14 protein-coding genes are annotated in these 12,785 nt (G+C 65.6%); 11 read left to right on the top strand and 3 right to left on the bottom strand.

All coding sequences use genetic code 11. From position 1 onward, the window contains the following. Positions 1-51 precede the first annotated feature (51 nt). Complete coding sequence (locus tag LDB29_RS12210) at positions 52-792, top strand: SDR family oxidoreductase (protein WP_025552092.1); 741 nt, start codon at positions 52-54, stop codon at positions 790-792. 48 nt (positions 793-840) lie between these two features. On the opposite strand, the gene LDB29_RS12205 is transcribed toward LDB29_RS12210, so the two are convergent. Next, positions 841-1,512 (bottom strand): helix-turn-helix domain-containing protein, encoded by a 672-nt coding sequence (locus LDB29_RS12205; RefSeq protein ID WP_025552093.1) that lies wholly within the window; start codon positions 1,510-1,512, stop codon positions 841-843. A 125-nt stretch (positions 1,513-1,637) separates the two neighbouring features. Here LDB29_RS12205 and LDB29_RS12200 point away from each other — a divergent pair, with 125 nt between their 5' ends. From LDB29_RS12200 to LDB29_RS12180, 5 genes are read left to right on the top strand one after another with little or no spacing between them, the layout of a single operon-like run. Next, a complete protein-coding gene (locus LDB29_RS12200) occupies positions 1,638-2,078 on the top strand; it encodes a VOC family protein (protein ID WP_025552095.1) in 441 nt (146 codons plus the stop codon). Between the two features lie 28 nt (positions 2,079-2,106). Then, positions 2,107-2,469: a DUF1428 domain-containing protein gene (locus LDB29_RS12195; protein WP_025552097.1), complete on the top strand. Its 363-nt coding sequence runs from the start codon at positions 2,107-2,109 to the stop codon at positions 2,467-2,469. A gap of 38 nt (positions 2,470-2,507) precedes the next feature. Further along, positions 2,508-3,311, top strand: coding sequence for a VOC family protein (locus tag LDB29_RS12190; protein WP_025552099.1), 804 nt, complete (start codon positions 2,508-2,510; stop codon positions 3,309-3,311). Between the two features lie 11 nt (positions 3,312-3,322). Beyond that, the gene (locus LDB29_RS12185; RefSeq protein WP_025552101.1) at positions 3,323-3,814 is read left to right on the top strand and encodes a VOC family protein; all 492 of its coding nucleotides are present in this window, start codon (positions 3,323-3,325) and stop codon (positions 3,812-3,814) included. Continuing rightward, entirely contained in the window at positions 3,811-4,278 is a 468-nt protein-coding gene (locus tag LDB29_RS12180; protein WP_025552103.1) for an SRPBCC domain-containing protein, read from the top strand. Before LDB29_RS12185 ends, LDB29_RS12180 begins: the two co-directional genes overlap by 4 nt. A 288-nt stretch (positions 4,279-4,566) precedes the next feature. Here LDB29_RS12180 and LDB29_RS12175 read toward each other — a convergent pair whose 3' ends face one another. Together LDB29_RS12175 and LDB29_RS12170 are read right to left on the bottom strand one after the other, a co-directional pair. After that, a complete protein-coding gene (locus LDB29_RS12175) occupies positions 4,567-5,736 on the bottom strand; it encodes a pyridoxal phosphate-dependent aminotransferase (protein WP_044660047.1) in 1,170 nt (389 codons plus the stop codon). A 124-nt stretch (positions 5,737-5,860) separates the two neighbouring features. Beyond that, positions 5,861-7,018, bottom strand: a complete 1,158-nt coding sequence (locus tag LDB29_RS12170; protein ID WP_025549721.1) for a pyridoxal phosphate-dependent aminotransferase — start codon at positions 7,016-7,018, stop codon at positions 5,861-5,863. Between the two features lie 151 nt (positions 7,019-7,169). Between LDB29_RS12170 and ptsP the strand changes: the two genes are divergently transcribed. The 5 genes from ptsP (at position 7,170) to LDB29_RS12145 (ending at position 12,735) form a co-directional block, all read left to right on the top strand. After that, positions 7,170-9,446, top strand: coding sequence for a phosphoenolpyruvate--protein phosphotransferase (gene ptsP / locus LDB29_RS12165; RefSeq protein ID WP_025549722.1), 2,277 nt, complete (start codon positions 7,170-7,172; stop codon positions 9,444-9,446). Between the two features lie 102 nt (positions 9,447-9,548). Then, complete coding sequence (locus LDB29_RS12160; protein WP_025549723.1) at positions 9,549-10,451, top strand: helix-turn-helix domain-containing protein; 903 nt, start codon at positions 9,549-9,551, stop codon at positions 10,449-10,451. 100 nt (positions 10,452-10,551) lie between these two features. Beyond that, complete coding sequence (locus LDB29_RS12155; protein ID WP_099186028.1) at positions 10,552-11,463, top strand: tetratricopeptide repeat protein; 912 nt, start codon at positions 10,552-10,554, stop codon at positions 11,461-11,463. Between the two features lie 7 nt (positions 11,464-11,470). Beyond that, positions 11,471-12,415: a tRNA lysidine(34) synthetase TilS gene (gene tilS / locus LDB29_RS12150; protein ID WP_099186027.1), complete on the top strand. Its 945-nt coding sequence runs from the start codon at positions 11,471-11,473 to the stop codon at positions 12,413-12,415. Between the two features lie 128 nt (positions 12,416-12,543). Further along, entirely contained in the window at positions 12,544-12,735 is a 192-nt protein-coding gene (locus LDB29_RS12145) for a hypothetical protein (RefSeq protein ID WP_025549725.1), read from the top strand. Positions 12,736-12,785: the final 50 nt, after the last annotated feature.

Below are 12,785 nucleotides of genomic sequence, written 5' to 3'. Positions count from 1 at the left end.
AGAGAGTGTAGCTCTAGATTGCCGGTCACACCATCGCAAAAGGAGAAGACCATGCGTAAGAGCGGCAACACCATCCTCATCACCGGCGGCGGTTCCGGCATCGGCGCGGCGCTGGCGCATGAATTCCATGCGGCCGGCAATCAGGTCATCATCGCCGGGCGGCGGCAGGCGGCGCTGGACGCCGTGGCGGCGGAGCATCCGGGCATGGCAGCCCTGACCGTCGACATGGAGGACGCGGCGGCGATCGCGGCCTTCGCCGGAAAGCTGGTCGCGGACTTCCCCGCGCTCAATGTCGTGATCCATAATGCCGGGATCATGGTTGTGGAGGAGCGGATCGACCTTGCCATAGCGGAGGCCACCGTCGCCACGAACCTGTTGGGGCCGATCCGCCTGACCCATGCGTTGCTGCCGCATCTGCTGGGGCTGGAGGCGGCGACGCTGATGACGGTGACGTCGGGTCTGGCCTTCGTCCCGCTGGCGGCCACTCCCACCTACAGCGCAACCAAGGCGGCGCTCCATAGCTGGTCGCAGTCGATGCGGCATCAGCTCAGGGGCAGCAATGTCGAGGTGATCGAACTGGCGCCGCCGGGAGTGCAGACCGACCTGATGCCCGGCCATGCGGAAAATCCGCAGATGATGCCGCTGGACGAATTCATAGCGGAAGTCATGGGGCTGCTGGCGCAGCAGCCGCCGCTGGAGGAAATCTGCGTCGAACGGGTGAAGTTCCTGCGCGAAGCGGAGCGGCGCGGGGAGTTTGAGCAGGTGTTCGGGATTTTGAACGCCGGGCATTGAGCGGAGATGAATCCTCCCCATGCCCGGCATGGGGAGGATTATGGGGCCTCATGACGCTGGCGTGGCCGTCGAAGGCGCCTTGGGCGGCAAGGGGAAGAGCCGGACGAAGCGTGCCGCAAGGGCCATGTCCCCCTCCACCTGAAGCGAGTCGGCCACGTCCTCGAACGTCAGGCCGCCATAGATCACGGCGGCCAGCCCATTTTGGTCGCCGGAGAAGATCGCGTCCGCACCGCCCGCTTCGCCGCGCACGGCGGTGAAATCGCCATCCTTCAGGGTCAGGCGGAACTCCTCCTCCCCGAAGCGCAGGCCGATGGTGGCGTCCAGATCGCCTATGCGGTCGCGGTCGATCATCGTGCGCATCGACAGGATCACCGACGCATTGCTCATCGGCATGCCGGGCTGCATCGTGGGAGAGCGGGATGCCCAGCGTCCCAGCACCTGGAACAATATCTCCGACTCGCGGCCCCATTCCGTCAGCTCATAAATCTGGCTGGCGGCGGGCGGGGGCAGGCGGCGGCGGATGAGGATGCTGGCCGCTTCCAGCTCCTCTAGCCTTTGCGTCAGCACATTGGCGCTGATTCCGGGCAGGCTGGCGCGCAAATCGGTGAAACGCTTGGGACCGAGCATCAATTCCCGCATGATCAGCATGGCCCAGCGATCCCCGATCAGGTCCAGCGCATGGGCCGTTGCACAACCATCCTGATAGGCCCGCTTTTTCACGAGAGGAAGTCCTTGGTTATTTTTCCTAACTTATAGGTTGTATAATATAATCTGCCAGTGCATAAAGTTCAAGCCGGTGAGTCGGGAAAAGGCCACAGGCCAGGATGATCCCAAGGAGATGTGTGATGCCGAACGCCCCCGCTCCGAAAATGATTTTCGTCAACCTGCCGGTGAAGGACCTGGCTGCCTCGATCGCCTTTTACGAGGCGGTGGGCGCGGTCCGGAACAATGATTTTGCGGACGACAGCGCGCAGATGCTGAGCTTTTCCGACAATATCCACGTGATGCTGCTGACGCGGGAGCGGTTTGCCGGCTTCACGCCGCGTCGCATTCCGGACGCGCATGAAACGGCGCAGGTGCTGCTTGCCCTTAGCGAGGCGAGCCGCGCCGATGTCGACCGGACGACGGAGAAGGCGTTGGCGGCGGGCGGTGCGGAGCCCAATCCCCGGCAGGACCATGGCTTCATGTACGGCCGCAGCTTTGCCGACCTGGACGGCCATATCTGGGAAGTGGCGTGGATGGATATGGAAGCGGCGCTGGCGGTGAACAAGGAAGCCGCTGCCTGAACTCCGCCTTTCCTTAAGGAGAGAAACGATGAGCTATATGGACGGTTTCGTGATCCCCGTGCCCAAGGGCAACAAGGAGCGGTACAGGGAAGTGGCGGCCTATGCCGCGCCGATCTTCATCGAACATGGCGCGCTGCGGGTCGTGGAATGCTGGGCGAACGACGTCAAGCTAGGCAAGGTCAACGATTTCCGCACCGCCGTGATCGCGGAGGAGGATGAGGAGGTCGTCTTTTCCTGGATCGAATGGCCCGACAAGGCGACTCGCGATGCAGGGGCGGAGAAGGTCATGAACGATCCGCGGATGGAGCCGAAGGAAGGGGAAGACATGCCTTTCGCCGGTGCGCGGCTGATCTATGGCGGGTTCGAGGTGCTGCTCGACGCAAGGGCCTGAGGGCGGGGATCGAAAACTGGGCTTGAGGGAGGCTGGAAATGACCGACCTGAACGGCAAATTCTTCTGGTATGAACTGATGACCAGCGATCCGCAGGCGGCGATCGCCTTCTATGGCGACATCGTCGGCTGGACCGCGCAACCCTTTGGCGGGGAGCGGACCGATGATCCCTATCATGTCGTGTCGGGCAGCGCCGGGCCGATGGGCGGGATCATGTCCATTCCGGCCGAAGCGAAGGATCGCGGCATGTCGCCCTGGTGGGGTGGCTATGTCGGTTCGGCCGATGTGGATGCGGATGCGAAGCGGCTGGCCGGGGCGGGCGGCAGCGTGAAGCGCGCGCCGGAGGACATTCCGGGCGTCGGGCGCTTCGCGGTGATGAGCGATCCGGGCGGGGCGGCGTTCATGCTGCTCAAGGGGTCCAGTCCCGACGGGATGGAGCCCGCGCCACCAATGGCGAACGGTCATGTCGGCTGGCATGAACTTTACAGCGGCGCTTTCGACGCCGACCTGGCCTTCTACACCGGGCAGTTCGGCTGGGCGAAGGGCGAGGCGATGGATATGGGGGAAATGGGCAGCTATCAGCTCGTCTCCCAGACCGGCGGCACCGATTTCCAGAGCATGACGGGCGGCATCATGGCCCGTCCCCCGGAGGTGCCGGTGCCGGTCTGGCTCTTCTACTTCGTCGTGCCGGACATCGACATCGCGACGGAGAAGGTGAACGCCGGCGGCGGAACCGTGCTGAACGGCCCGATGGAGGTGCCGGGCGGGGCCTGGATCATCCAGGCGACCGACCCCCAGGGCGCGATGTTCGCGCTGGTGGGCATGCGATCCGGCACGGCATAAGGAGAGGAACCATGTCGAAGATTTCACCCTGCCTGTGGTATAACGGGCAGGCGGAGGAGGCCGCGCGCTTCTACACCTCCCTGTTCGGGGGATCGGTGGATTTCATCAGCCGCTATCCCGACGATAATCCCAGCCCCAGTCCGTTCAAGGGCGGGGACGTGCTGCTGGTGGAATTCACCCTGTTCGGGGAAAGCTATCAGGCGCTGAACGGGGGGCCGAAATTTCCTTTCACAGAGGCGGTCTCGCTGTCCGTCGCCTGTCGGGATCAGGCGGAGATCGATCGTTATTTCGATGCCCTGACCGCCGACGGCGGTTCACCGGGCCCGTGCGGCTGGCTGAAGGACAAATATGGCCTGTCCTGGCAGCTGGTGACGCAGGAGATCATGGACCTTTACAAGACCGGCGACCGACCGGGCATCCAGCGGATGATGAACGAGATGATGACCATGCAGAAGCTGGATACCGCTCGGATGAAGGCGGCTTTCGAGGGGAGGCCGGCATGAGCGCGGCGGAATTCGAACTATCGGTGACCTGTCACATCGCCGCCCCGCGCGAAATCGTGTGGAAGGTATGGACGGACCTCAAGGACCAATGGTTCTGCCCGAAGCCCTGGCGCGCCGAGGTGATCGAGGAGGATCTGCGGCCCGGCGGGCGGAGCGCGGTGCGGATGTTCGGCCCGAATGGCGAGGACACGGGGCCGATGGAAGGCATCGTGCTGGAGGTGGTGCCGCAGGAGAAGGTGGTGACGACCGACGCCTATGCCTCCGGCTGGATACCGCAAACGCCCTTCATGACGGCGATCTGGAGCTTTGCCGTGGAGGGGGAGGGGACGCGCTTCACCGCGACGGCCCGGCATTGGGATGCCGGAGCGATGGCGAAGCATGAGGAGATGGGATTCCACCCCGGCTGGGACCAGATGGCCGAGCAGTTCAGGGCTTTGTGCGAGACTTCGGCGGGCATGGCTTAGAGCCAATCGACATTCAGCCCTGACGGCCTGCAAATGACGCTTTTCCGTGCTTCCGGTGCTCACCTACTTTGAGCAGGCTGCGCTCCGGGTCACGGAAAATCACCATTTTACCTTCGGTGGCCTTCGGCTCGGTTCGTCATCTTCTGAATGTCGATTGGCTCTAGGTCGGGCCGCAGAGCGGACATCGCCCTCCCGGCTACGGGATGGAAATGCCTTGGATTGCCCAAGGATGGAAAGAAGGGCGCCCGGATATACCGGACGCCCTTTGTGCGACCCGGGGGAAGGAAATCAGGCCTTGTACACCTTGTCCACCGCGGCGCGGAACTTCGCCATGTCGTCGGCTGAACCCACTGTCACGCGCGAGACGGTGGGCCAGATCGGCCAGTTGCGCCCGATCTGCACCTTTTCCGGCGTGGCGATCAGGGCGGCCTGCATCTCCTTGGCCGGCTTGGTCTTCCAGTCGACCATGAACATATTGGCCTCGCTGCCGGGGTGCACCTCTATGCCCTTCTTGGTGAGCCAGGCGATGGTTTCCTCGCGGTTCGCGATCATTTCCGCGCGGCGTGCCTTGATGAGGCCGGCTTCGGGATAGACCGCATTGCCGCAGGCCATGGCGGTGATCGACAGACCGCCCGCCGTCGGGCCGAACAGGCTGATGCGCTTCTGCACTTCGGGGTCCGCGAAGGTCAGGCCGAGGCGCACGCCCGCCATGCCGAACAGCTTGGAGAAGGTGCGCATGACGATCAGGTCCTTGCGACCCGCCACCAGCTTCGCGGCGTTCGGGCCGTCGAACCAGTGGATATAGGCTTCGTCGACCAGCAGGAACGAATCCTTGGGCTTGTTCGCCAGCAGCCATTCGATGTCGGCCAGCGGCGTGATGGTGCCGGTCGGATTGTTGGGCGTGCAGATATAATAGAGCCCGGCATTGGGATTGGCGGCCAGCATCGCCTTGACATCGTGCCCCTTGCCGATGGCCTGGGGAGCCTTGGCGATGGGGGCCTTCAGATAATCGGCGGTGCGCCAGGCGGATTCGAAGGTCGGATCGGCGGTGACGAGGCCCTTGGTGGGCGAGCAGAAGGCCGCGACCGTGCTGACCAGCGGCCCGCCCGAACCCGGCCACAGCATGATGTGCGATTCCGGAATCCCCTCCACCTTGGCGATGGTGGCGATCAGGTCGCCCTTGTAATTGTCGGGATCGTACCAGTTGCCGACGGCGGCGGCCCTGGCCGCGGCCTGAACGCCCGGTTCGAACGGGCCCGTCCAGCATTCGTTGGCGCCGATGCGCACCGCGCCCTTCACCCCGCGCGCCGCCTGCTGCTGCGCGAGGGCGGGCTGGATCAACAGGTTGCCGGCAGCCGCCCCGGCCGCCATCAGAGCGGAAATCTTGCCGATCGTGCGGCGGGAATAGCCCCGGTCGAGCAGGTCTTCGCGGGCGTCCTTTTCCAACATCATGGTCATGTCGTCTGTTCCCCTAGTTGTTCCATCAACTGCGCATATTCCACCGGGGGAAACGAAGGAGGCGGCGCATTTCCACAATGCGCCGCCTCCGGATTCCTGAAATTTTATGAGCCGTTAACCTGGATCAGGCTTTCCAAACCTTGTCGATGGCATCGCAGAAGGCCTTCATCTCATCGGCCGAGCCGACGGAGACGCGCGACACGTTGGGCCAGATCGGCCAGTTGCGCCCGATCTGCACCTTTTCCGCAAGGATGGCAGCCTGCATGGCCTTGGCCGGCTTTCCCCAGTCGACCATGAACATATTGGCCTGGCTGCCGGGGATGACCTTGATCCCCTTCTTCCTGAGGTGCGCGATGGCCATTTCGCGATTGGCGACCATTTCCGCGCGGCGGGCCTTGATGAGGTCGGCCTGCGCCACCGACACGGTCCCGCAGGCGACGGCGGTCATCGGCAGCATCGCGGTCACCTGCCCGCCGTCATAGCGCATCATCTTTTCCATGATCGCGGGGCTGGCGAAGGTGAGACCCAGCCGCATGCCCGCCATGCCGAACAGCTTGGAGAAGGTGCGCAGGATCAGCACGTCGTCGCGGCTGGCCGCCATCTTCGCGGCGTTCGGACCATCGAACCAGTGGATATAGGCTTCGTCGACGACCAGGATCGCGTCCTTCGGCTTGTTGTCGGCCAGCCACTGGATGTCGGCCAGCGGGGTCATCGTGCCGGTCGGATTGTTGGGCGAGCAGATATAATAGACACCCGCATTGGGATCGGCCGCCAGCATCGCCTTCACGTCATGGGCATAATCCTTGGTGAGCGGCACCTTCGTCACCTTCGCGCCCAGCCAGTCGCCGGTGCGCCAGATCGCCTCATAGGCAGGGTTGCCGGTGACGATGCCGCGCGTCGGCGATGCATAGGCGACGGCGACGCGGCTCAGCGGATCGCTGGAGCCCGGCCAGGCGGTGATGCGGTCGGCCGGGATGCCCTCCACGGCGGCGACGGCGGCGAACAGCTTCGCATGTTCGTCATTCGGTTCGTAGCGATTGCCTTCCTGCACCAGCTTGAACGCGGCTTCGGCGGCGACGGGGAAGGGGCCGGTCCAGCATTCATTGGCGCCGATGCGCACCGCGCCTTCCACCGGCTTCGCCGCCTGCTGCGCCATGGCGCCGGTGACGCGCAGGGCGGCCGCGCCCGCGCCCAGCAAGGCCGCGACCTTGCCCATCTGGCGGCGGGAATAGCCGCGGTCGATCAGATCCTGTTCGAAGGCTTTCGTATCGATTTCTGCCATATGCTCGTCTCCCTGACTCGCTGACTTTCGAGATTTTAAGGCTGTAAACGAAAGCCTCGTCCATTTCCGCCATATCCATAGACGGAAAATCCGCTGGAACCGCGCATATTCGCCTTGGAAAGCGGACGCGCGATCTGTTAGCGCTTGGCACATGCCCAGCACGCCCGCCGCCGCCGCCCGCCAGATCCTCATCCGCCTGCAGGAAGTCATGGCCGCGCGCACCAGCGCGCAGGCGAAGCTGAACAAGGTGGTGGAGATCATCGGGGAATCGCTGTCGAGCGAGGTCTGCTCCATCTATCTGGTGCGCGAAGGGCTGCTGGAACTGTTCGCGACGCGGGGCTTGAAGCAGGAGGCCGTGCACGTCACCCGCATGGCGATGGGCGAGGGTCTGGTCGGCATGATCGCCACCAATGTCGAGACGCTCAACCTGGACGAGGCGGCCTCGCACCCCGATTACAGCTATCGCCCGGAAACGGGGGAGGAACTGTTCCACAGCTTCGCCGGCGTGCCGATCGTGCGGCGGGAGCGCGCCATCGGCGTGCTCTGCGTCCAGCATGTCGAGCCGCGCCGTTATGAGGAGGTGGAGATCGAGGCGCTCCAGACCGTGGCGATGGTGTTGTCCGAACTGATCGCCAATGCCGAACTGGCCGACGATGGCCCGACGGACTCGCGCGTGCAGGATACGGGCACGTCGGTCCTGCACGGGTTGCAGCTTGTCATGGGCATGGCGCGCGGCCATGCGGTGTTCCACCAGCCGCGCGTGCATATCGAACATACCGTCGCCGAGGATACGGAGGCCGAGCGGCAGCGCGTGATTTCCGCCTTCACCAAGATGCGCGAGCAGATCGACCGGATGACCGGCACGGCCGAGTTCGGCACGGAGGGCGAGCATCAGGAGGTGCTCGAAACCTACAAGATGTTCGCCTATGACGAGGGTTGGATCAGGCGGATCAACGAGGCGATCGACAGTGGCCTGACCGCGGAGGCCGCCATCGAGCGCGTGCAGCAGCGCACCCGGATGCGCATGCGCCAGATCGACGACCCGCTGCTTCAGGACCGGATGCACGATCTGGAGGATATGGCGAACCGGCTGCTGCGCATCGTGTCGGGGCAGTTGGGAACGGCGGCGCAACTGGGATTGCGGCAGGACGCCATATTGATCGCGCGCAACCTGGGACCGGCGGAGCTGCTGGAATATGACCGGCGGCGCCTGAAGGGCGTGATCCTGGAGGAAGGGTCGCTGACCGCCCATGTCACCATCGTGGCCCGGGCCATGGGCGTGCCGGTGCTGGGCCGCGTGCGCGACATCCGCCATCAGGTGAACGAGGGCGACCTGATCCTGATGGATGTGGGCGCCAACGCCCTGCTGATCCGCCCGACGCCCGACATGGACGAGGCGTTCGAGAACAAGCTGCATGTAACGCAGAAGCGCCGGGCCGAATTCGCGGCGATGCGCGACCTGCCCTCCGTCACCGTCGACGGCCAGCGGATCGAACTGATGGTCAATGCCGGGCTGCGTGAGGATGCGCAGGCGCTGGACATCGTGGGGGCGGACGGCATCGGGCTCTTCCGCACCGAATTCCAGTTCCTCGTCTCCGCCACTTTGCCGCAGCGGGAAAAGCAGCAGCGGCTTTATCGAGACGTCCTCGATGCTGCGGGCGACCGGCCGGTGATCTTCCGCACTGTCGACATCGGCGGCGACAAGGCGTTGCCCTACATGTCCCGCGACGATGAGGAGGAGTTGGAGGACAATCCGGCCATGGGCTGGCGCGCCTTGCGGCTGGCGCTGGACCGCGACGGCCTGATGAAGGCGCAGGCCCGCGCGCTGCTGGAGGCGGCGGCGGGCAAGGTGCTGCACGTCATGTTCCCGATGGTGTCGGAGCCCTGGGAATATGAGCAGGCGAAGGCGCTCGTCGAACATCAGCGCGAATGGCTGGTGGCGCAGAAGAAGAAGCTGCCGGTCGCGGTGCGCTATGGCGCGATGCTGGAGGTGCCCGCGCTGGCGGAGGTGCTGGACCTCCTGCTGCCCAGGCTCGATTTCCTCTCCATCGGCACCAACGACCTGACGCAGTTCCTGTTCGCCGCCGACCGTGCGCATCCGCGCCTGGCGGAGCGCTACGACTGGCTGAGCATCGCGATATTGCGATTCCTGGACCGCGTGGTGCGCGCCTGTGAAACCTATGAGGTGCCGGTCGGCGTCTGCGGCGAAATGGGCGGGCGCACGCTGGAGGCGATGGCGCTGATCGGCCTTGGCGTGCGGCGCCTGTCGATCACCCCGGCATCGGTCGGCCCGGTGAAGGCGATGATCCGGACCATCGATGCTGCGGAACTGCGCCGGTTCATGCGCGATCTGCTGGACAAGGGCGTGACGGATATTCGTTCGGCGCTGGTCGACTGGGCCGGCGAACATGCTATTGAATTGAATTAATGGGGATCGCGGCGATGCATCCCGCCTTTCCGGGGCGGCGCGGCGTTGACAATCCCCGTCCCGCAATGAGACAAGGCCAGCCTTCAAAAGTCGCGGAGCAGCATGGCAGAAGAACCTGAACTGGAACCCGGCGTCGCGGCGCCGGAACGGCAGCCCAATACTCCGGGGGCGCGCCTGCGCGCCGCGCGGGAGGCGCAAGGACTGTCGATACAGGATGTCGCCACGCGGACGCGCATCGCCCAGCGGCAGTTGGAGGCGATAGAGCGCGACGATTATGCCGCCCTGCCCGGCATTCCCTATGCGGTGGGCTTTGCCCGCGCCTATGCCCGCGCCATCGATGTGGACGAGGTGGCGATCGCCGCCGACGTGCGCAACGCGGTGCATAATTCCGACCTTGGCAGCAATCGCTATGAGGCGTTCGAACCGGCCGATCCGGCGCGGGTTCCATCGCGGGCCCTGGCCTGGACGGCGGCGGCCATCGTCGTGATCCTGGTCGCCGGTTTCGCCGTCTGGCGCACGCAGGTGATGACGCCGCCGACAGGCGAGGAGATCGCCGCGCAGCAAAGTGCCCCCGCGCCCGCGACCGCGAAGCCGGCAGCAGGCGCTCGCCCGGCGCCGCCGGTGGTGCAGACCGTGCTGTTCACCGCCAATGACGATGTCTGGCTGCGCATTTATGACGAGGCGGGAGAGAGGCTGAAGGACGGGCTGATGAAGAAGGGGGAAAGCTTCACCCTTCCCGCCAATGCCCGCAATCCGATGATCCTGACAGGCCGGCCGCAGGCGCTGACCGTGACGGTTGGCGGCAAGCCGATTGCGCCGCTGGGGCCGCCGGACCGGACCATCGCCGATGTGCCGGTCAATGCGGAGGCGCTGCTGGCGCGGGCGGCGCCTGCCGCGGCGCAGGGTCAGGGCCAGGGTCAGGCGGCTCCGGCCTCCACGGCCCCGGTTCCCACGGGTCCGGCCGCCCCGGTGCCCGCCGCACCTGCGCCCGCTGCGGCCGACTGATCCGTTCAGGGGCGATTCAGCGGAATTTGGCGCAAAGTCGCGCTTTACCGGGCGGATTATCGCCCTATGGTTAACACCGGATATAAGTCGGGGATCATCCATGCGTAACGCTTTTTTCGCGACGGCTGCACTGGCGCTCATTGCGCTCGCGCCGCCGCTCGCGGCCCAGAATGTCAGCGTCGATGTTCGGGTCGACCGTCTGGAAAAGGAAATGCGCGCGGTCCAGCGCAAGGTGTTCCCGGCCGGCGCGCCGCTGGAGGCGGAGATCACGCGTCCCGCCGCGCCGGCCGTGGTGCCGGGATCGCCTGCCTCCACGCCGGTGGCGGATCTGACGGCGCGGGTGAATGCGCTGGAATCGCAACTGGCCTCGATCACCGGGCAGGTGGAGGAAAACAGCTTCAAGCTGAAGCAGTTGGAAGAGGCGTTCAACCGCTACAAGGCGGAACAGGAAAGCCGTGCCGCGCCCGCGGTCGTGCCGCCGGCGGTCGGCCCCTCCGCCTCGGCCGCTCCGGCCTCCACCGCCGCATCGGCGCGGCCAGGTGCGCCGCGCCCGGCCGCCAATGGTGCGAGCGAGGAACGAAAGACCGCCGTCGCCGCGATCGAGCGGCCCTCGACGGGTAATGAGGCCGACGACGCCTACACCTATGGCTTCCGCCTGTGGGACGCGAAATTCTATCCGGAGGCGCAGGCGCAGCTGAAGGCGACCGTGGATAAATATGGCGCCAGTCCCGTCGCCAGCAAGGCGGCGAACCTGCTGGGCCGCGCCTATCTGGACGACGGCAAGCCGGCGCTGGCGTCAGTCGCCTTCTATGAAAATTACCAGAAGCGGCCCAAGGGCGACCGTGCGGCCGACAGCCTGGCCTATCTGGGCGAGGCGCTGATCCAGCTCAAGAAGCCCGCCGACGCCTGCAAGGTCTATGCGGAACTGGAGCAGGTCTACGGCGCCAGCCTGTCGAACGGCCTGCGCGGCATGATGGACAAGGGCCGGACCAGGGCCAAGTGCACCGCCTGAAGTCCCCATGGCCGAGGGCGATCCCGTCGCGGAACTGAGCCGGGCGATGATGGCGCTGGTCGGGGATGCCGCCGGCGCTCGTTTCGGCGTGGCGGTTTCCGGCGGGCCTGACAGCATGGCGCTGCTCGACCTCGCCGCGCGCGCCTTTCCGGCGCGTGTCGAGGCGGCCACGGTCGATCATGGCTTGCGCGAGGCTTCGGCAGCGGAGGCGGCGATGGTGGCGGACTGGTGCGCAGGCGCCGGGATCGCGCATGCCACCCTGCATCCCACCGGCGCGGTTCGCGGCAATGTTCAGAGCTGGGCGAGAGCGCAACGGTACAGGCTGCTGGAAGGCTGGCGGGCAGCGCGGGGGCTGGATTGGCTGCTGACGGCGCATCATGCGGACGATCAGTTGGAAACGCTGCTGATGCGGCTCAACCGGGGCGCGGGCGTGGGCGGGCTGGCCGGCGTGCGGGCGCGGCAGGGCGTGGTGCTGCGCCCGCTGCTGGGCGTGCGCAAGGCCGACTTGCTCGCCTATGCGCTGGAACGCGGCCTGCCCCATGTCGACGATCCGTCGAACAGCGATGCGCGCTTCGACCGGGCTGCCCTGCGCATGGCGCTGGCCGGTGTCGACTGGATCGACGCCGCGGCGGCGGGACGCAGCGCGGCGGCTCTGGCCGAGGCGGAGGAGGCGCTGGACTGGACGGTCGACGATCTGGAAGCGCGCCATGTGCACGCGGGTGGAGGCGGGCTGACGCTGGACCGGACCGACCTGCCCCGCGAATTGTTGCGCCGCCTGATCCTCCGCATGATCGCGCGATTGCAGCCGGATGCCGCCCCGCCACGCGGGGAAGCGGTGGACAGGCTGGTCGCGGCGGCGCGCCGGGGCGAGAAGATGAGCATCGGTCGCCTCATCCTGAAGGGCGGGGCCTGCTGGACTCTGACGCTGGCGCCCCAGCGACGCTGGCAATGATCGTTACGGAAAGGTTCCACGGCTTGGCGCATCCGTCGAACAATCCGTCGATTTGATCGGGCGCAATGACCTTTCCTTAACGCCTATGTTGGTTAATGAAGCCAGTTGAGCGTGGGAATTTTCGATTCATGTTTGAATTTGCGGCGGTGACCTATGGCCTGCTGGCCAGCGTCATTCTTTCGGCGGCGCAGCGTAATCACCGGATGGAGCGACCCCATCCGCCGATGCTGCTCTATACCGGCTATATGCTTTGCGGTCTGTCGGCGGGGGTCGCGGTAATCCTGGCCTATATCGCCCTGTCGCAATTTATCGGCGGCTGACCTTAGCAGGCGCGCGCTTGCGATTTTGCTGCGGCATCCTATCTTGCCGG

This window comes from Sphingobium sp. CFD-2 (genome assembly GCF_024611135.1).
Lineage (GTDB): Bacteria > Pseudomonadota > Alphaproteobacteria > Sphingomonadales > Sphingomonadaceae > Sphingobium > Sphingobium fuliginis.
The sequence above is the reverse complement of the archived record's forward strand: the minus strand, read 5'-3'. Positions and strand labels throughout refer to the sequence as shown.